Annotated in this window: 19 protein-coding genes; 9 read left to right on the forward strand and 10 right to left on the reverse strand. The window is 69.3% G+C overall.

Annotated elements, in window-relative coordinates; genetic code table 11:
* Window positions 1-17 precede the first annotated feature (17 nt).
* Both MEU52_RS16025 and MEU52_RS16030 read left to right on the forward strand, forming a co-directional pair.
* Complete coding sequence (locus MEU52_RS16025; RefSeq protein ID WP_238122147.1) at window positions 18-770, forward strand: 3-deoxy-manno-octulosonate cytidylyltransferase; 753 nt, start codon at window positions 18-20, stop codon at window positions 768-770.
* Window positions 771-805: 35 nt separating this feature from the next.
* On the forward strand, window positions 806-1,663 hold the full coding sequence (locus tag MEU52_RS16030) for a prephenate dehydratase (RefSeq protein WP_238122146.1): 858 nt from the start codon (window positions 806-808) through the stop codon (window positions 1,661-1,663).
* Between the two features lie 12 nt (window positions 1,664-1,675).
* Here MEU52_RS16030 and MEU52_RS16035 read toward each other — a convergent pair whose 3' ends face one another.
* The 3 genes from MEU52_RS16035 to MEU52_RS16045 form a co-directional block, all read right to left on the reverse strand.
* Window positions 1,676-3,475, reverse strand: a complete 1,800-nt coding sequence (locus MEU52_RS16035) for a uracil-xanthine permease family protein (protein WP_238122145.1) — start codon at window positions 3,473-3,475, stop codon at window positions 1,676-1,678.
* Complete coding sequence (gene nudC / locus MEU52_RS16040; protein WP_238122144.1) at window positions 3,468-4,403, reverse strand: NAD(+) diphosphatase; 936 nt, start codon at window positions 4,401-4,403, stop codon at window positions 3,468-3,470. Before nudC ends, MEU52_RS16035 begins: the two co-directional genes overlap by 8 nt.
* Window positions 4,404-4,538: 135 nt before the next feature.
* On the reverse strand, window positions 4,539-4,973 hold the full coding sequence (locus MEU52_RS16045; RefSeq protein WP_238122143.1) for an HIT domain-containing protein: 435 nt from the start codon (window positions 4,971-4,973) through the stop codon (window positions 4,539-4,541).
* 371 nt (window positions 4,974-5,344) lie between these two features.
* Here MEU52_RS16045 and MEU52_RS16050 point away from each other — a divergent pair, with 371 nt between their 5' ends.
* The 5 genes from MEU52_RS16050 (at window position 5,345) to MEU52_RS16070 (ending at window position 12,629) form a co-directional block, all read left to right on the forward strand.
* A complete protein-coding gene (locus MEU52_RS16050; RefSeq protein ID WP_238122142.1) occupies window positions 5,345-6,604 on the forward strand; it encodes an aspartate kinase in 1,260 nt (419 codons plus the stop codon).
* 89 nt (window positions 6,605-6,693) lie between these two features.
* Complete coding sequence (ptsP, locus tag MEU52_RS16055) at window positions 6,694-8,970, forward strand: phosphoenolpyruvate--protein phosphotransferase (RefSeq protein WP_238122141.1); 2,277 nt, start codon at window positions 6,694-6,696, stop codon at window positions 8,968-8,970.
* Window positions 8,971-9,053: 83 nt separating this feature from the next.
* Window positions 9,054-10,139 carry a peptide chain release factor 1 gene (gene prfA / locus MEU52_RS16060; RefSeq protein WP_238122140.1) on the forward strand — a complete coding sequence of 362 codons (1,086 nt, stop codon included), beginning with the start codon at window positions 9,054-9,056 and terminating at the stop codon, window positions 10,137-10,139.
* A 64-nt stretch (window positions 10,140-10,203) separates the two neighbouring features.
* The gene (gene prmC, locus MEU52_RS16065) at window positions 10,204-11,070 is read left to right on the forward strand and encodes a peptide chain release factor N(5)-glutamine methyltransferase (protein WP_238122450.1); all 867 of its coding nucleotides are present in this window, start codon (window positions 10,204-10,206) and stop codon (window positions 11,068-11,070) included.
* 566 nt (window positions 11,071-11,636) lie between these two features.
* Window positions 11,637-12,629 carry a DUF4167 domain-containing protein gene (locus MEU52_RS16070; RefSeq protein ID WP_238122139.1) on the forward strand — a complete coding sequence of 331 codons (993 nt, stop codon included), beginning with the start codon at window positions 11,637-11,639 and terminating at the stop codon, window positions 12,627-12,629.
* A 114-nt stretch (window positions 12,630-12,743) separates the two neighbouring features.
* On the opposite strand, the gene coaA is transcribed toward MEU52_RS16070, so the two are convergent.
* From coaA to hisB, 7 genes are all read right to left on the reverse strand, one after another.
* Entirely contained in the window at window positions 12,744-13,715 is a 972-nt protein-coding gene (gene coaA / locus MEU52_RS16075) for a type I pantothenate kinase (protein WP_238122138.1), read from the reverse strand.
* Window positions 13,716-13,734: 19 nt separating this feature from the next.
* Complete coding sequence (locus tag MEU52_RS16080) at window positions 13,735-14,073, reverse strand: phosphoribosyl-ATP diphosphatase (RefSeq protein WP_443267294.1); 339 nt, start codon at window positions 14,071-14,073, stop codon at window positions 13,735-13,737.
* A gap of 78 nt (window positions 14,074-14,151) precedes the next feature.
* Window positions 14,152-14,928 carry an imidazole glycerol phosphate synthase subunit HisF gene (hisF, locus tag MEU52_RS16085; protein ID WP_238122137.1) on the reverse strand — a complete coding sequence of 259 codons (777 nt, stop codon included), beginning with the start codon at window positions 14,926-14,928 and terminating at the stop codon, window positions 14,152-14,154.
* A 7-nt stretch (window positions 14,929-14,935) separates the two neighbouring features.
* Complete coding sequence (gene hisA / locus MEU52_RS16090) at window positions 14,936-15,673, reverse strand: 1-(5-phosphoribosyl)-5-[(5-phosphoribosylamino)methylideneamino]imidazole-4-carboxamide isomerase (RefSeq protein ID WP_238122136.1); 738 nt, start codon at window positions 15,671-15,673, stop codon at window positions 14,936-14,938.
* Entirely contained in the window at window positions 15,661-16,308 is a 648-nt protein-coding gene (gene hisH / locus MEU52_RS16095) for an imidazole glycerol phosphate synthase subunit HisH (RefSeq protein ID WP_238122135.1), read from the reverse strand. Before hisH ends, hisA begins: the two co-directional genes overlap by 13 nt.
* Window positions 16,309-16,336: 28 nt before the next feature.
* Window positions 16,337-16,822 (reverse strand): DUF2628 domain-containing protein, encoded by a 486-nt coding sequence (locus tag MEU52_RS16100; RefSeq protein ID WP_238122134.1) that lies wholly within the window; start codon window positions 16,820-16,822, stop codon window positions 16,337-16,339.
* Between the two features lie 18 nt (window positions 16,823-16,840).
* On the reverse strand, window positions 16,841-17,434 hold the full coding sequence (gene hisB / locus MEU52_RS16105; protein WP_238122133.1) for an imidazoleglycerol-phosphate dehydratase HisB: 594 nt from the start codon (window positions 17,432-17,434) through the stop codon (window positions 16,841-16,843).
* Window positions 17,435-17,522: 88 nt separating this feature from the next.
* On the opposite strand from hisB, the gene MEU52_RS16110 reads away from it, so the two are divergent.
* Both MEU52_RS16110 and hslV read left to right on the forward strand, forming a co-directional pair.
* Window positions 17,523-18,320 carry an alpha/beta fold hydrolase gene (locus tag MEU52_RS16110; protein WP_238122132.1) on the forward strand — a complete coding sequence of 266 codons (798 nt, stop codon included), beginning with the start codon at window positions 17,523-17,525 and terminating at the stop codon, window positions 18,318-18,320.
* 190 nt (window positions 18,321-18,510) lie between these two features.
* The gene (hslV, locus tag MEU52_RS16115; RefSeq protein ID WP_238122131.1) at window positions 18,511-19,059 is read left to right on the forward strand and encodes an ATP-dependent protease subunit HslV; all 549 of its coding nucleotides are present in this window, start codon (window positions 18,511-18,513) and stop codon (window positions 19,057-19,059) included.
* Window positions 19,060-19,090 lie beyond the last annotated feature (31 nt).

Raw genomic sequence — 19,090 nt, forward strand, 5'->3', positions numbered from 1 at the left:
CACCGATCGAGGTCGTCATGTCCGGCGCTCAAACCGTTGTTCTCATTCCGGCCCGCATGGCCGCCACCCGCCTGCCGGGCAAGCCCCTGGCCGACGTGGGCGGGCGACCCATGATCGTCGAGGTGGCGCGTCGCGCCGCCGCAGCCGAAATCGGCCGCGTGGTGGTGGCGACCGACAGTCCGCAGGTGGCGGAGGCGGTCATCGCCGCCGGCTTCGAGGCGGCGATGACCCGGGAGGATCATCCCTCGGGATCCGATCGCATCTTCGAGGCGCTGTGCACCCTGGAGGACGCCGGCACCATCGAGACGGTGGTGAATGTCCAGGGGGATATCCCCACCATCGACCCCGCCAGCATCCGCCGCGCGCTGGAGCCCCTGCGCGACCCCGCGGTGGACATCGCCACCCTGGCGGCGGAAATCGTGCGCGCGGAAGAGAAGACCGACCCCAACGTGGTGAAGGTGGTGGGCTCGCCCATTGGCGAGGGGCTTATGCGGGCGCTTTATTTCACCCGCGCCACGGCCCCCACCGGCGAGGGGCCGCTCTACCACCACATCGGCCTTTACGCCTATCGACGGGCGGCCCTGACGCGGTTCGTGGCGCTGCCGCCCTCGCCGCTGGAGGTGCGCGAGAAGCTGGAGCAGCTCCGGGCGCTGGAAGCCGGCATGCGAATCGACGTCGCGGTGGTGGACACCGTGCCCCTGGGGGTGGATACCCCGGCCCATCTGGAACGGGCCCGCCAGCTGCTGGCCGCTGAGGCGGCCGGCCGCTGAAACCCGCGTGAGATCGAAAGCAGACCGAAAGCACCATGCAGCGCATCACCTTTCAGGGCGAGCCCGGCGCCAATTCCCACATCGCCTGCCGCGAGGCTTTCCCCGACTATGAGGCGGTGCCCTGCGCCACCTTCGAGGATGCGTTCGCCGCCGTGGAGAACGGCACCGCGGCGCTGGCCATGATCCCCATCGAGAATTCGGTGGCCGGCCGGGTGGCCGACATCCACAGCCTGATGCCGCAGTCGCGGCTCAACATCATCGGCGAATATTTCCTGCCCCTGTCGCACCAGCTCATGGCGGTGCCCGGGGCCAGCCTCGACACCCTCAAGACGGTGCAGAGCCATGTCATGGCGCTCGGGCAGTGCCGCAAGGCCATCCGCGCCCACGGGCTCACCCCGCTGATCGGCGCCGACACCGCCGGCTCCGCCCGCGAGATCGCCGAGGCCCACGACATCAGCCGCGCCGCCATCGCTTCGCGGCTGGCGGCGGAGATCTATGGGCTGGAGATCCTGGCCGAGAATATCGAGGATGAAGCCCACAACACCACCCGCTTCGTGGTGCTGGCGCGCAATGGCGAATGGGCGCCGGCGGACCAGGGGCCGGTGGTCACCACCTTCGTGTTCCGGGTGCGCAACGTGCCGGCGGCCCTCTACAAGGCGCTGGGGGGCTTCGCCACCAACGGCGTCAACATGACCAAGCTCGAATCCTACCAGATGGACGGCCACTTCACCGCCACCCAATTCTATGCGGACGTGGACGGCCACCCGGACGAGCGCGCGCTGAAGCTGGCGCTGGAGGAACTGGCCTTCTTCTCCCGCGAGATGCGCATTCTCGGCGTCTATCCCGCCCATGCTTATCGGCTGAAGCTGCGGGCCGAGGAAGCCGCGGAATAGGCGTCCGGCGTCTCAGTGGTCGAAGCGGAGCGCGATGCGGGCGCGCCCGCCGGAGCGGCCGAAGCGCACATGGTCGGACAGGCGCTGCAGCATATAGGCGGCGAAGGCCGCCACCTCCTTGGCATCGCCCAGCAGCGCCTCGGGAGAGGGCTGCTCCTTGGGCGGTTCCACCACTTCCCCGTCATAGAGCAGGAAGACGTCGAGATGGGTCTCGTCGAAACGGGCCCGCAGCTCGATGGGCCCTTCGGCAAGGCCGCTGTCGGTCACCAGCTCCAGCGCCTGAGCCACGGTGGGGATGGCGGCGGCGATCACGTCGCGCCGCGCCCCCCAGGCATCGCCCTGCTGCTCCAGGAAATCGCGCGCGAAGGGAAAGGCGTGGGCGTGCACCGGCACCAGCTGCCCCACCTCCCGCGAGATGCCGATGCGGAACAGCATGTTGAGCAGGATCGCGGTGCAGGCGGCGACGGTCAGCGGCGTGGAGAACAAAGGCTGCAGCGCCACCGGCAACTGTCCCTTCAGCGGCAGCAGCGCCACCGACAGGCCGGCCAGCACCGACAGGCCGACCAAGAACACCCGCCGCTCCGATAGCCGGCGGGAGGTGATCAGATCCATGCCGGCCACCACCAGATAGGCGGCGGTGTAGAGCAGGATGCCACCGATCACCGGTGAGGGGATCATGGTCAGGGCAACGATGGCCTTCGGGAAGAAGGCGGTGGCACAGATGAGGACGCCGGCGGTGATGCCGATCACCCGGGCGGTGGCCTGGGTGGCGAAGGCAAGGCCCACCGAGGAGGACGACAGGCCGGACTGGAAGCCGCCGGTGAGCCCGTTCAGCACGTTGCCGAGGCCGCAGGCGGTCACCGCGCGCTGCACCGCGCCCATGTCGGCCCGCCGCCAGTCCGCATCGTTCATCTTCTCCAGCGAAACGGTGACGGAGAGCACATCCACCAGATTCATCACCACAAGCAAGGCCATCAGCGGGAACAGGCTGGAGTCGAAGCGGAGGGGGGGCAGGCTCAGCTGTGGCCAGGCGAGGAGGGGCGCGGCGGCAATGGCATCGCCCGTGCCCGGATGGCCGGTGCCCAGGATCACCGCCAGCCCCCAGCCGAGCGCGGCGCCGGAGAAGACCGCGAACAGCTTCAGCCGGCGGGGGGCGAACACGGTGATGGCGACGATCGTTCCCAAGGTCGCTGCGCTGGTCAGCAAGGCATGCCCGCCGATGGTGAAGTCGGAGGTTTCGACGATGCCGAGGGCGCGGCGCAGGGCGGGTCCCGCCAGCGAGACGCCGAGCATGGTCACTGCGACCCCCGACACTTCCGGTGGCAGCAGCACCCGAAGGGGGCGCGCCAGGCGGGCGGCAAACAGCTGGCACAGGCCCACCAGAATGGTGCTCATGGCCATCAGCCCGATCCCGCCCAGGCTGATGGCCTGTACCGCCAGGGGAATCGCCGCGGGCGCGGGAATGTGGACGCAGAGATAGCCGCTGCCGAAGCGGCTGCGCAGGCATTGCAGAATGGTCGCAATGCCGATGCTGAGGGCGCAGGCCGACAGCAGGGCGGAGATCTGCCCGGCCGACAGCCCGGCTTCGGTGGCGGCGAGCAGCGGGTAGATGAGGAAGGTCACCGCCAGCATGGCGTGCTGGGTGGCCAGCGCCAGCAGCGGCCCCCGCGGCACCGGATCATTTAGCCCATAGACCAGGGTGGCGGGCCGGCGCGGCGTGCGGCCGAAGCCGCTGGGCGGGGGAAAGGCGAGGTCCAGAAGCCGGCGGAGCCGTTTGCGGAGCACCGGTGGGGGAGACATCGCCTCAGCCACGCGCGCCCTCCACGAAAGCCCGCATCAGATGGTGGGCGATGGCCGCCGGCGCTGGCGCGAACAAGCCGTCGGGATGGGTGTGGGCGATCAGTGCCGCCACTTCGTCGCGCCCGAACCAGCGCACGGCTTCGAGCTCGCCCGGATCCATGGTGATGGCGTCGCTGGTGGCCTCGGCAAAGCAGCCGATCATCAGCGACATGGGGAAGGGCCAGGGCTGGCAGCGGTGGTAATGGACGGCGCCCACATGGATTCCCGCCTCTTCCAGGGTTTCGCGGCGCACCGCGTCCTCGAAGGTCTCGCCGGGCTCCACGAAGCCGGCGAGGCAGGACCACATCCCCGGGGCGAACTGGGGCTGGCGGCCGAGCAGGCAGCGGTCGCCTCGGGTCACCAGCATGATCACCACCGGATCGGTGCGCGGGAAATGCTGGGCGCCGCAGGCGGGGCAATCGCGCCGCCATCCGGCGTCGACGATGCGCGAGGCGCCGCCGCAATTGGAGCAGAAGCGATGCCGCTGATGCCAGCCGAACAGCGCCTTGGCGCAGGCGAAGGCGCCCAGATCCGTCGGCGCCACCAGCCCGCCGGAGGCCACCGAGCGCAGGTCGGTGACGGCAAAACCCGCCGCTTCCATCTCCTCCCGCCGGCCGGGATCGAACGGGGTGGCAAAGCGCGGCGCGTCGGCCTCAAGCCCGAGGAACAGCGGTTCGCCACTGGCCCAGGGGGTGGCGGCGGCGCGGGAAAACAGGGCCGCGTGCGGCGGGCCGAGGGGCGCCAGGGCCACCAATTCCCCGCCCAGCAGGTAAGTGCGCGCCTCCGGATGGTCTCGCAAGGCGTCCGCCTGTGGCCGCACATGGCCGGCGCGGTCGATACGGGTCTCGACATAGCCGAGCGGCGGCGGCGCGCCGAGGGAAGGGCGGGGCGGAACGAACATGGCGGGCAGCGGCACCTGAGGTCTGCGGCGCAGGCCCGGGACGGTGGCACGGGGACCGAACCGAGGCAAGCCTGTTGACCTGATTGCGCCTGCTCCCGTGGCGAGAAAGAGGCGCGCGCAAAAGGCCGTGGTGCCCTAGGCGGGCGGCGCCAGGCGCTGCCGCAGGGCGGTGAGCCGCGCGTCCCGGGTGGCGGCGTCCAGCAGCACGCGGGTGCCGACGCCGAACACCGGGCCCGGCCAGGCGGCATCGCCGGGATTGCGGCCGACCACGTGCACGTGGAGCTGCGCCACCACATTGCCCAAGGCCGCCACATTGATCTTGGCGCAGCCGGAGGCGGCCTGCACCGCCGCCGCCACCACCGCGATCTCCTCCATCAGCACCGCCCGTTCCGCAGCGGCAAGGTCGGTGATCTCCACCAGGCCGGCGCGGCGCGGCACCAGCACGCCCCAGAAGAAGCGGGCATCGTTCACCAGCCGCAGGTGGCACAAGGGCAGGTCGAGGACGAAGGGCCCATCGCCTTCGAGGCGCGGGTCGAGGGCGAAGGGGGTGGGCGAGCTGGGATCGGACATGGCGCGGAGCGCTCCTGGCGGGCCGGCCGGGGGCCGGTGGCGCCCTGTCATGCCCCATGGGGGCGATCGCGGACAAGTCTGTCGCGGGCGGGGGCGAGGTGGCGCGATGGCGAACCCGCCTCCGGAACGCGACGAGGTTGCCCCCGCCGCCGCGAGCCGCTATGGAGGCGCCGCAATGCGCCGCGCTTTCCTGTCCGGCGGCGCGCATAAGGTTTTCGGGGATGGTCCGCAACGTCACTTCCGCCCGCTCGTTCTGGTGCGCCCTCTCGCGCCCGGGAGCGTCGAAACGTCGAAAATGACGCTGCGCTGACGGCGCCGGTGGCGCGCCGACCTGACGTTTCCCCTGTTCAGATCGAAGAAAGGCACGAGCGATGGCTCGGCTGGTGATGAAGTTCGGCGGCACCTCGGTCGCCAATATCGAGCGTATCCGCAATGTGGCGCGTCACGTGGCGCGCGAGGTGAAGGCCGGCCACCAGGTGGCGGTGGTGGTTTCCGCCATGGCCGGCAAGACCAATGAGCTGGTGGCCTGGTGCAAGGAGGCCGCGCCCCTCTACGATCCGCGCGAGTATGACGCGGTGGTGGCCTCCGGCGAGCAGGTGACCTCGGGGCTGCTCGCCATCGCTCTGCAGCAGATCGGCATTCCCGCCCGCTCCTGGCAGGGCTGGCAGATCCCGCTTCTGACCGACGATGCCCACGGCTCGGCCCGCATCATGGAGGTCGACGGCACCCGGCTCGGCGCCGCCATCGACGGCGGCGAGGTGGCGGTGATCGCCGGCTTCCAGGGCATCCATGCGGAGAGCGGGCGTATCACCACCCTGGGGCGCGGCGGCTCCGACACCAGCGCGGTGGCCATTGCCGCCGGCCTGAAGGCCGAGCGCTGCGACATCTATACCGACGTGGACGGGGTCTACACCACCGATCCGCGAGTGGTGCCCAAGGCCCGGCGGCTGGACCGCGTGGCCTTCGAGGAAATGCTGGAAATGGCGTCGCTGGGCGCCAAGGTGCTGCAGGTGCGCTCGGTGGAGCTCGCCATGGTGCACAATGTGCGCACCTTCGTGCGCTCCAGCCTGGTGGATCCCGATGCGCCGGAGATGGCCAACGTGGAGAAGGCCGGAACGCTCATCTGCGACGAGGAGGAGATCGTGGCAAACCAGATGGAAATGCAGGTGGTCACCGGCATCGCCTTCTCCAAGGACGAGGCCCAAGTGTCCATCCGCCGGGTGGCGGACAAGCCGGGCATCGCGGCCTCGGTGTTCGGCCCGCTGGCGGATGCCCACATCAATGTGGACATGATCGTGCAGAACGTGTCTGCCGATGGCTTCACCGACATCACCTTCACCGTGCCCACTGCCGATTACGAGCGGGCCAAGGCGGTGATCGAGACCGCCCAGCCGGTGATCGGCCACCAGATCGTGGAGGGGGCCACCGACGTCACCAAGGTGTCGGTGATCGGCATCGGCATGCGCTCACACGCGGGCGTTGCAGCCCAGGCGTTCGAGGCGCTGGCGGCCAAGGGTATCAATATCCGCGCCATCACCACCTCGGAGATCAAGATCTCCTTCCTCATCGATGCGGCATACACCGAACTTGCGGTTCGGACTCTGCATTCGCTATACGGGCTCGACAACTGACGGTGGACCTTTCAGGATCCCCCTTGGGATACCTTTGTTCGCCGTTGGCTCCGCGGGTGTGAAACCCGCACAATCTAAGGATGCGGCCGATGCGTGGCGCGCTCGGCGGTCCCCGCGTGCTGTTGCGCCGGCTCCGCGAAGTGATGGCGGAGCAGGTCAGCGCGCAGGATCGCCTCGACAAGATCGTGGTGCTGATCGCCGCCAACATGGTCGCGGAGGTCTGCTCGGTCTACGTGTTGCGCGTCGATCAGACCCTTGAGCTCTATGCCACCGAGGGCCTGAATCGCGACGCGGTTCACCAGACGGTGATGAGCGTGGAGGAAGGTCTCGTCGGCCATGTGGCCCGCGAGGCCGAGCCGCTGGCCCTGTCCGACGCCCAGGCCCATCCTGAATTCTCCTACCGTCCGGAGACGGGGGAAGAGGTCTACAATTCCTTCCTCGGCGTGCCGATCCTGCGGGCCGGCAACACCCTTGGTGTGCTGGTGGTGCAGAACCGCGCCCGGCGCACCTATACGGAAGAAGAGATCGAGGCGCTGCAGACCACCGCCATGGTGCTGGCGGAGATGATCGCCTCCGGCGAGCTCACCGCGCTCGCCCGCCCCGGCGCCGAGCCGGCGGTGCGCCGGCCGCTGCACCTCCAGGGCGTGGCGTTGGCCGATGGCCTCGGCCTCGGCCATGTGGTGCTGCACGAGCCGCGGGTGAAGGTGACCAACGTCATCGCCGACGACGTGCCGCGGGAAACCCACCGGCTGGATGCCGCCATCGGCAAGCTGCGCCACTCCATCGACATGCTCCTGGAGGACGACGGCCTCGCCAAGTCCGGCGAGCACCGGGACATTCTCGAAGCCTACCGCATGTTCGCCCACGACCGGGGCTGGATGCACAAGATGCGCGAGGCGGTGCTGTCCGGCCTCACCGCCGAGGGCGCGGTGGAGCGGGTGCAGTCGGATACCCGCGCCCGCATGATGCGCGCCTCCGACCCCTATCTGCGCGAGCGGCTGCACGACCTCGACGACCTCGCCAACCGGCTGCTGCGGGAACTGACCGGCCGTGGCCGCGGCGGTGGCCTGCTGGAGCGCGAGGCGCTGCCGGAAAACGCCATCCTGGTGGCGCGCAACATGAGCCCGGCGGCGCTGCTGGACTATGACCGCACCCGCATCCGCGCCCTGGTGCTGGAAGAGGGCGGCACCACCAGCCACGTGGCCATCGTCGCCCGCGCCCTGGGCATCGCCGCCGTGGGCCAGGTGGAGAATGTCACCGGCCTTGCCGATTCCGGCGATCCGGTGATCGTCGATGGCCAGGCGGGGGAGGTGCATCTGCGGCCCCCCGGCGACGTGGAAGAGGCCTATGCGGAGAAGGTGCGCTTCCGCGCACGCCGGCAGGCCCAGTATGCGGCGCTGCGCACCCGCCCGTCGGTGACCAAGGACGGGGTGCATATCAATCTGCACCTCAATGCCGGCCTGCTGGTGGATCTGCCCCATATCGCCGAGACCGGGGCGGCGGGCATCGGCCTGTTCCGCACCGAACTGCAGTTCATGATCGCCTCGGCCTTCCCGCGCATTTCGGAGCAGTTGAAGCTCTATCGCGCGGTCCTGGACGCCGCCGGCGAGCGGCCGGTGACCTTCCGCACCCTCGACATCGGCGGCGACAAGGTGCTGCCCTACATGCGGGCGGTGGAGGAAGAGAATCCGGCGCTGGGCTGGCGCGCCATCCGCCTCGGCCTCGACCGGCCGGGGCTGCTGCGCTCCCAGGTGCGGGCGCTGCTGCGCGCCGGCGCCGGGCGGGATCTGCGCCTCATGTTCCCCATGGTGGCGGCGGTGGACGAGTTCGATTCCGCCCGCGCCATCGTCGAGCGCGAATTGACCCATCTGCGCAAGCACGGCCATGGCCTGCCGGAGCGGGTCTATGTGGGCGCCATGGTCGAGGTGCCCTCGCTCCTGTTCCAATTGGACGAGATCCTGGCCCGGGCCGATTTCCTCTCGGTGGGGTCCAACGATCTGGTGCAGTTCCTGTTCGCCGCCGACCGCGCCAATGTGCGGGTGGCCGATCGCTTCGATCCGCTCTCGCCGCCGGCCCTGCGGGCCTTCCGCATGGTGGCCGAGGCCGGCGCCCGCCACGGCAAGCCGGTGACCCTGTGCGGCGAGTTGGCGGCCAGGCCGCTGGAAGCGGTGGCGCTGGCGGCGCTGGGCTATCGCGCCCTGTCGGTGTCGCCGGCCTCCATCGGCCCGGTGAAGGCGACGCTCTTGGAGCTGGACGTGTCCGCCGCCCGCAAGGTGCTGCTGCCGCTGCTGGACGACCATTCGGGAACCGCCGACATCCGCCGGGCCCTGCGCGGCTTCGCGGAAGCCACCGGCGTGCCGTTGTAGCGGGCGCGGCTCAACGGGCGTGATCGCCCCGCGCGCTCCGGTGGCGTGAACCGGAGGCCCCTTGCTCATCGGTTCAGGTTCCCATGTCGTCCTCCCTGCCCCTTGCCAAGCTCGACCAGCTGGTCGCGCGCCATGCCGAAATCGAGGCCGCCCTCGCCCATGGCGCCGAAGGCGACGAATATGTGCGCCTCGGCCGCGAGTTCGCCGATCTCGCGCCGGTGGTGGAGCAGGTCCGGGCCCTGAAACAGGCCGAGCAGGACCGCGCCGGCGCCGAGGAACTGCTCACCGAGGCCGCCGGCGACCCGGAGATGCGGGCCCTGGCGGAGAGCGAGGTGGAGCGGCTCGATGGGCGTATCGAGGAATTGACCCATCTGGTGCGGCTGGCGCTGCTGCCCAAGGACGCCATGGACGAGCGCGGCGTGATCCTGGAGATCCGCGCCGGCACCGGTGGCGACGAGGCGGCGCTGTTCGCCGGCGACCTCTACCGCATGTACACCCGCTACGCCGCCGAGCGCGGCTGGAGCGTGGAGGTGCTCTCCGAGAGCGAGGGCACCGTGGGCGGCTACAAGGAGATCATCGCCGCCGTGCACGGGCGCGGCGCCTATGCCCGCCTCAAGTTCGAGAGCGGCGTCCATAGGGTGCAGCGGGTGCCGCAGACCGAGAGCGGCGGGCGCATCCATACCTCGGCCGCCACCGTCGCCGTGCTGCCGGAGGCGGAAGAGGTGGATGTGGACATCAACGAGGCGGACCTGCGCATCGATGTGTTCCGTGCCCAGGGCGCCGGCGGCCAGCACGTGAACAAGACCGAGAGCGCGGTGCGCATCACCCATCTGCCCACGGGCACGGTGGTGGCGGTGCAGGACGAGCGCTCCCAGCACCGCAACAAGGCGCGCGCCATGGCGCTGCTGCGGGCCCGCCTTTTGGACGAGGAACGCACCCGCGCCGCCGCCGGCCGCGCCGCCGAGCGCAAGGGCCAGGTGGGCTCCGGCGACCGCTCCGAGCGCATCCGCACCTATAATTTTCCGCAGGGACGGGTGACCGACCACCGCATCAACCTCACCCTCTACAAGCTTGAGGAGGTGATGGCGGGTACCGCTCTTGACGACATTCTTGATGCATTGCTCACCGAACACCACGCGGCGTTGCTGGCGGCGGCGGATGAAGCCTGAAACACTTACAACCCGTCCTTGACCCACGCGCGGCGCGCGTGTGGCCACCAGCCCCAAGCAGATGATGATCGACGCCCGGCCTTTCACGGTTTGGAATTTCAGTCGGCAGATGGCTGCCGAGCTCTCTGTTTCCGGTGTCAGCGCGCCGGAGCTGGAGGCCGGCCTGCTGCTGGCCCATGTGCTGGGTTGCGCGCGTTCCGCCCTGCTGGCCCGCCGCGATGAGCCCATCTCTCCAGAGGTGGAGCGCCAGGCCCTGGCGCTGCTGGTGCGGCGCATTTCCGGCGAGCCGGTGGCGCGGATTCTGGGCCATCGCGAATTCTGGAGCCTCGATTTCCGCCTTTCGCCCGATACTCTGGTGCCGCGCCCTGATACGGAAACGGTGGTGGAGGAGGCTCTGGCGCTGTTTCCCGATCGCGCGGCGCCGCTGCGCATTCTCGATCTGGGCACCGGCTCGGGCGCCATTCTGGCGGCCCTGCTCAGTGAGCGGCCGCTGGCCATCGGCCTCGGGGTGGATCGCGCGGAGGGGGCGGCGCGCACCGCGCGCGACAATCTGGCGCACGCCGGGGTTGCGGATCGCAGCGCCGTGATGGTGGGGGATTGGGGGGCGGCCTTGTCCGGCGGCTTTGACCTGGTGGTGTCGAACCCGCCCTATATCGCCCACGGGGCGCTCGCCAACCTGCCGCGGGAGGTGCGCCTGCACGATCCGTCGTTGGCCCTGGACGGCGGCGCGGACGGCTTCGATGCCTACCGGGCCATCGCCGCGGACCTCGGGCGGCTGCTGGTGCCCGGTGGCGCGGTGGTGCTGGAACTGGGGGCCGGACAGGACAGCCAGGTGCGCGACATCCTGCGCGATGCGGGCCTTAAGGAGACCGGGCCCACCCGCCGTGATCTTGCCGGCATCGCCCGCGCGCTCAGTGCCCGCCGACCGTGAGGCCGGGGGCCGGCGCGATGGCGGGGGCTGAAAAAATCGCTTGGAAGGCGGCAGGGAACTGAGTAGTGTCCTTGCCAGGAATCGAACCGGGGCACCAGCCGAAGCGGCTGGTCCGGGTTTCCGCAAACTCCGGTTTCGGATGCTCGCGGAGCGGTGCGTGGCGGCGCGCAAGAGTGCAGCGCTCCCGTCAGCCTCCAAACGGAGCGATCGAATCACCAGGTTGCAGGCACTTCCGCTTTCTTGGGGTGCGGCGGGTTGGAATAGCCGTTTCCGGTGACCCCGGGCGGCGGTCCGCAGGCGTTCAGTTCCGAACCATGCAGATCCAAGCCAGAGCCTGGGTTGATATTGCCATCAGCAGCGCCCGATGCAGGCGGGCCTTGCGGGGAAGAGTTTCATCATCCTGCGATGAGAGACACGGTCGCTGATACCGAATTTTCGGTCTCCCGAGGGTCAGAGGATCCCACAGGATCAATGCATCCAGGGGCTTGGCGCACCGGACGCAAGCGGCGGCTTGAACGCCGAGCGAGTAGAGAACGATCCAGATGAGAAATGGTCAGCAGAAGCGTATGCGCGGCCGGAACAACAACCGCCGCAGCACGAATCCCCTGACGCGGGTCTACGAATCGAACGGTCCGGACGTCAAGGTGCGCGGCACCGCCCACCACATCGCCGAGAAATATCAGCAACTGGCGCGGGATGCCCAGTCGTCGGGCGACCCGGTGGCGGCTGAGAATTATCTCCAGCACGCCGAACATTATCTGCGCCTGATCGCCTCCCTGCAGGGCCAGTTCGCGCCCCAGACCGGGTTCGGTCGCGATGATGAGGGCGACGAGGACGATTTCGACGACGTCTCGGCGCTGGATGCGCCGCAGCCGTTCGGCCGGGCCGAGACGCCCTATCCGGCGCGTGAGGCCCGCGAACCGCGCGAGGCGCGGGAAAGCCGTGAGCCCCGCGAGGGACGCGAGCCGCGGGAAGGCCGTGAGCCGCGTGAGAATCGTGAGCCTCGAGAGGGGCGTAGCGAGGGGCGCGGGGACGGACGCTCGTCCCGCGACAATCGCCAGAACTACCGCCGCAATCGCGATGAGGATGGCGGCGACTATCGCAGCAATCGCAATCGTGACGACGCCGAGGGCGCCAGCGCCCCCCGGCCGGCGCGGGCGCCGCGCAGCAGCGAGGAGGGCGAGAGCCCGCGCCCGAGCCGAGCCAGCGCGCGCAGCTCGGCTGATGCCGAGGACCTGGGGCTGCCGTCCTTCATCACCGGCGCGCCGAGCGTCGCCAAGGTGAGCGTCGAGGCCAAGGCTGAGCCCAAGGCCGACACCAAGATCGAAGCGAAGAGCGAGACCAAGGCTGAAGCGAAGGCGAAGAGCGAGCCGGAAGCCAAGGCTGATCTGGAGGCCGCGCCGCCGGCCGGTGAGGATGACGCCGCTGCCGAGGGGCGCACCCCCACGCGCCGTCGCCGTCGGCTGCGCACCACCCGCACCGATCGCGCGGATGAGGCGTCCGCTGGCGGTGAGGCCGCGGGCGGCGAGCCGGAGCAGACCGCGCTGTTCGGCGAGTGAGCCGGCGCGGCGCTTCGCGATCCTGAGACACGACAACGCCCGGAGCGGTCCGCTCCGGGCGTTGTCGTGTCTGGACCCTATTGGCGCCGCTTCTGTCGATCCGCAGCCTGCGGCTCAGAGCCGGCGCAGGCTCACCTCCGCCACCTCATGGTCGCCGGCCTTGCGCAGGATCAGGTCGGCCCGTTGCCGGGTGGGCAGGATGTTGTCCTGGAGGTTGGGCAGGTTGATGGTGCGCCAGATGGACAGCGCCCGCTCCGTGGCCGCCTCTTCGGTCAGCTGCGAATAGCGGTGGAAGTAGGAGAGCGGATCCATGAAGGCGGTGGAGCGCAGCCGCATGAAGCGGTCCACGTACCACTCTTCCAGCACCTCCTCTTCGGCATCGATATAGATGGAGAAGTCGAAGAAGTCGGAGACGAAGGGGATGGCCTTGCCGTCCTTCGGCGGCCGCGTGGTCTGCAGCACGTTCAGCCCCTCGACGATGAGGATGTCCGGACGGTCCACCTCCACCATCTGGTCGGGCATGACATCATAGAAGAAGTGGGAGTAGAGCGGCGCCCGCACCGGCCGGCGGCCGGCCTTGATGTCGGTGAGGAAGCGCAGCATCAGCGGCAGGTCGTAGCTTTCGGGAAAGCCCTTCTTCTCCATCAGTCCTTCGCGCTTCAGCACCGCGTTGGGATAGAGGAAGCCGTCGGTGGTGATGAGGTCCACCTTCGGCGTGTTGGGCCAGCGTGCCAGCAGCGCCTGCAGCACGCGGGCGGTGGTTGACTTGCCCACCGCCACCGAGCCAGCGATGCCGATGATATAAGGCATCTTGCCCTCGCCGGGCCGTTCCACGTCCTTCTGGTCGAGGAAGTAGCTCATGGCGCGGAACAGCTTCTGGGTCGCCGCCACGTAGAGCGAGAGCAGCCGCGAGAGCGGCAGATAGATCTCTTCCACCTCGCGGATGGAGAGATGGGCGTTGAGGCCTTCCAGGCGCGCGATCTCGTCGGGCCGAAGGGTCATGGGCGTGTCGCGGCGCAACGTGGCCCAGGCTTCGCGCGAGAAGGTGCGATAGGGGGAGAGGCTGGCGTCGATACGGCGGTCCATCCGGTCCCTCGCCTCCGTGTCAGCCCTTGGCCCGGCTGGCTTTTTCTTCCAGTCCGGAACGGCCGGTGCGGCGCGCCAGCTCGGCATGCACCTCATTGAGGCTGATGCCGCGGGCGTTCAGCACCACCAGCAGATGGTAGAGCAGGTCCGAGCTTTCCGCGATCAGCTCTTCGCTGGGACCAGACACCGCCGCGATCACCGTCTCGACCGCCTCCTCCCCCAGCTTCTGGGCGCATTTGCCGATGCCGCGCTCCAGCAGCGAGCGGGTGTAGGAGGACGTGGCATCGGCTTTGGCGCGCACCGCGATGATGGCTTCAAGGTCGGCCAGGGTGAAATCGTCAGTCATGTCATCGCTCATGGCGCACCTCGTTCAGTCCGCGGTTGGCGCGGCGGACGGGAGGAAGGGGAGTGCGGCAGGCGGCAGGCCACGCGCGCCTCACACGTCGAGCCGCACCGGCAGGCCCGCCTCCGCCAGCCGGTCCTTGGCCTGGCGGATGGTGAAGGTGCCGAAATGGAAGATGGAGGCGGCCAGCACCGCCGAGGCGCCGCCGTCGACGATGCCTTCCACCAGATGATCGAGGGTCCCGACCCCGCCGGAGGCGATCACCGGCACATGCACCGCGTCCGACACCGCCCGGGTCAAGGCGCAGTCGAAGCCGCGGCCGGTGCCGTCGCGGTCCATGGAGGTGAGCAGGATCTCGCCGGCCCCCAGATCCACCACCTCGCGGGCGTATTGGATGGCGTCGAGCCCGGTGGGCTTGCGCCCGCCGTGGGTGAAGATCTCCCAGCGGTCGGCCTCGCCGGGGCCGGACACCTTCTTGGCGTCGATGGCCACCACGATACACTGCTCGCCGAACTTCTCGGCCGCCTCGCCCACGAAGGCTCGGCGGTGCACGGCGGCGGTGTTGATGGAGACCTTGTCGGCCCCCGCATGCAGAAGGGTGCGCACGTCGTCCACGGTGCGCACGCCGCCGCCCACGGTGAGCGGCATGAAGCATTGCTCCGCGGTGCGCTGGACCACGTCGAGGATGGTGCCCCGGTTCTCGTGGCTGGCTGTGATGTCGAGGAAGGTCAGCTCGTCGGCGCCGGCGGCGTCATAGGCGCGGGCTGCTTCCACCGGGTCACCGGCGTCGCGCAGGTCCACGAACTGGACACCCTTCACCACGCGGCCGTCCTTCACGTCGAGACAGGGGATGACCCGGACTTTCAGCATGGCATACCTATCGTCCGGCCACCAGGGCCAGGGCCGCGCGGGGATCGAGCCGGCCATCATAGAGGGCGCGGCCGGTGATGGCGCCTTCGAGCTTCTGCGCCCGCGGCTCCAGCAGGGCCTCGATGTCCTTCAGCGAGGCGAGCCCGCCGGAGGCGATCACCGGGATCGAGACCGCGTCGGCGAGTGCGATGGTGGCCTCAAGGTTCAGCCCCTTCAGCAGGCCGTCGCGGGCAATGTCGGTGTAGATGATGGCGGCGACCCCGGCATCCTCGAACCTTTTGGCGATGTCTTCAGCCGGCAGGTCCGAGGTCTCGGCCCAGCCGTCCACCGCCACCCGCCCGTCGCGGGCGTCGAGGCCGACCGCGACGCGGCCGGGATGGGCCTTGGCGGCGGCCTTGACGAACTCGGGATCGCGCACCGCGGCGGTGCCGAGGATGACCCGGTTGATACCCTTTTCCAGCCAGGTCTCCACGGTCGCCCTATCGCGGATGCCGCCGCCGAGCTGCACCGGGATCGAGACCGTCTCCAGGATCCGCTCCACGGCGGCGGCGTTCACCGGCTTGCCGGCGAAGGCGCCGTTGAGGTCCACCAGATGCAGGTAGCGGAAGCCCAGGGTCTCGAACTCGGCGGCCTGGGCCGCGGGATCGTGGTTGAACACGGTGGCTCGCGCCATGTCGCCCTGTTCGAGGCGAACGGCGAGGCCGTCTTTCAGATCGATGGCCGGAAAAAGGATCACGGATGCCACTTCAGGAAATTCGCGAGCAGGGCCAGGCCGAGGGTCTGGCTCTTCTCAGGGTGGAACTGGGTGCCGGCCACGTTGTCACGGGCCACCATGGCGGTGATGGTTCCGCCATAATCGGTGGTGGCCACGAGGTCGAGCCCGTCGGCCGGCTTCAGGTGATAGGAGTGCACGAAATAAGCGTTGAGGCCGCCTTCTCCGGTGCGGATGCCGGTGAGCAGCGGATGCTCGCGGGCCGGGTTCAGCGTGTTCCAACCCATGTGCGGGATCTTCAGCTGCGGATCGGTGGGGGCGATGCGGTCCACCTCGCCCTTGATCCAGCCGAGGCCGGCGGTAACGCCGTGCTCCAGGCCCCGCTCCGCCAGCAGCTGGGCGCCGACGCAGATACCCAGGAAGGGCCGGCCCTTTTGGTGCACCGCCTCGGTCATGGCTTCCACCATGCCGGGCACGGCATCAAGCCCCGCGCGGCAATCGGCGAAGGCGCCGACGCCGGGCAGCACCACCCGGTCGGCGGCGCGCACCACATCGGGGTCATGGGTGACCACAACGGCTTCGCCACCCACGGACTGGGCGGCCCGCTCCATGGCCTTGGCGGCCGAGTGCAGATTGCCGGAATTGTAGTCGATGATGGCGACGGTCATGAAGGATTTCCCGGATCAGGGTCCTGGATCAGTGGCCCGGAAAGGCGCCGATGACGGGTGCGGCCCCGGCGCCCGGCAGCACGGGCGCGCCGCTGGCCCGGCTTGGCCGCAGCGCCGCCGGCGGCGCTGGGCGCCGCGGGCTCCAGGCCGCGAAGAAGCGCTGTTCGGCGAGATCGCGATGGGGCGCGATCACCACCCCCTCGTCCTCATAGCCGAGCCGGCGCAGCTTGCGCGCCCGCAGGTCCGACAGCTCGAACGCCAGCAGCAGGTTGAAGCCGAGCATCACCACCTGGGTGCTGGCCTCGGGCGCGCCGAGGGCGGTGGCCAGCGCCATCAGTCCCAGTACCGCCACATAGGCGGCGAGCGCCAGCCAGAGCCGGTGGGCGAGCAGCACCAGCGGAGCGAACAGCAGGGTGAGCCAGGAAAAGCCCTCGCGCACGAACACCACGCGCCCCTCCGCTGCCGCCCGCAGATCCTGGGGGCGGGCGCGGGAGAAGACCGTAAAGGTCGCCATGGCTAGCTCCGTCCGCGCCTAATTGCCCAGCGCGCCCTTGGTGGAGGGGATTTCCCCCGCCGCCCGGGCGTCGATGGCCACCGCTGCCCTGAGCACCCGCGCGAGGCCCTTGAAGCAGCTCTCCGAGATATGGTGCGCGTTGAGACCGTACAACGTCTCCACATGCAGCGTCACCCCGGCGTTCATGGCGAATGCCTGGAAGAACTCGCGCACCAGCTCGGTGTCGAACGCGCCGATCTTGGCCACCGGGAAGGTGGTGCGGAACACCAGGAACGGCCGGCCGGAAATGTCGATGGCCACCCGGGTGAGGGTCTCGTCCATGGGCAGCAGGCAGTCGGCGTAGCGGGTGATGCCCCGCATGTCGCCCAGCGCCTTCTTCACCGCCTGGCCGAGCACGATGCCCACATCCTCGGTGGTGTGGTGAAAATCGATGTGGAGGTCGCCCTTCGCCTTGATGGTGAGGTCGAAGCGGGCATGACGCGCGATGGCATCCAGCATATGGTCCAGGAACCCGATGCCGGTCGAGATGTCGGACTGCCCCGTCCCGTCGAGATCGACGGCGACGGAGATCTGCGTCTCCTTCGTCTCGCGAACGATGTCTGCCTTGCGCATGAACGCCTCCAAGGCAGCGGGTTCTAGCAGCATCCCCGCTGCAACGCCATATGGCGATGAGATGACGGACCCACGAACAGGAGTTGTGATGCCCACCGCCGCCAATGCCGGGATCGAGCTCGACTATGAGGTGAGCGGGGAGGGCCCGCCGCTGCTGCTGATTTCGGGCCTGTCGGCCCAGCGTCCGTTCTGGTCGCTGGCCCGGCCGCGGCTCAAGGGCTTCCGCCTGGTGGAGTTCGACAATCGCGACATCGGCAAGAGCGGCCGCGCCACCGGCCCCTATGAGATTGCCGACATGGCGCGGGATGCGCTGGCGGTGCTGGATGCCGCCGGCATCGACCGGGCCCATGTGGTGGGCCATTCCATGGGCGGGGTGATCGCCCAGGAGCTGGCGCTCTTGGCGCCGGCCCGGGTGGACCGGCTGGTGCTCTCTAATTCCTTCGCCCGCAACGATCTCTACACCCGCGAGGTGTTCCGCCTCATCGCCGATCTGCGGCGCGCCGTGGACGACGAACTGCTGTTCGGCGCGGCGCTCACCTCGTTCGTCATCGGTATGCCCACCCTCAAGCACACGGCGCTGTTCGGCTTCGTGCAGGCCGCCCTTGATGCCGGCCTGCTGCAGGAGAAGGACGCCTTCCTGCGCCAGCTCGACGCCTGCCTCGGCGCCGACACCTTGGACCGGGTGAACGGCATCACGGCGCCCACACTGGTGCTGTTCGCCGATGGCGACCGCCTGTTTTCCTCCACCATGGCCCGGGAGCTCGCCACCCTCATTGCCGGCGCCGACATCGATGAGATCGTCGACAGCGGCCATTGCCCCATGGTGGAACAGCCGGTGGCCTTCGCCGAGGTGGTGACGAGCTTCCTTCACGGCGGACGCGGCTGAACATTGCGTCCGGCGCAGAACGGCATAAGTAAGCCTTCGGGTGGAGCCCCACCCGAGGCCCGCTGTCCCGTCCGTATGCCACGGCGGTGGCCGGGCCGTCAGGGCATTGCCCTGTGAATTTGGACTGAGGCCCCATCGCCCCAGGCTGGCCCACATGCGGCCGGGGCGCAGGCTTCTCGCGGAGCGCTTGATGCATTCTTCCCCGGATACCATTTACGGCACCACCATCGTCTCCATCCGCAAGGGCAACCGGGTCGCCATCGCCGGTGATGGCCAGGTGACGCTTGGGAATACGGTGCTGAAGGCCAATGCCCGCAAGGTGCGGCGGCTGGGGCGGGGGGATGTGATCGGCGGCTTCGCCGGCGCCACCGCCGATGCCTTTACGTTGTTCGAGCGGCTGGAGGCGAAGCTGGAGCAGTATCCCGGCCAGCTGCAGCGGGCCGCCGTGGAATTGGCCAAGGACTGGCGCACCGATCGCTATCTGCGCCGGCTGGAAGCCATGATGATCGTCGCCGATGCGTCGGTGACCCTGGTGCTCACCGGCACCGGCGACGTGCTGGAGCCGGAGGCGGGCATCGCCGCCATCGGCTCGGGCGGGCCCTATGCCTTGGCCGCAGCCCGGGCGCTGGTGGACCACCAGGACGACCCCGAAAAGATCGCCCGGCGGGCGTTGGAGATCGCCGCCGACATCTGCATTTACACCAACGGCAACATCGTCATCGAGACCATCGGCGCCTGACGGCTGCCGCTTCCCGATGTCCCGGCCCTTC

Origin of the sequence: Xanthobacter sp. NM-25 (assembly GCF_022138605.1) — a bacterium.
Lineage (GTDB): Bacteria > Pseudomonadota > Alphaproteobacteria > Rhizobiales > Xanthobacteraceae > Xanthobacter.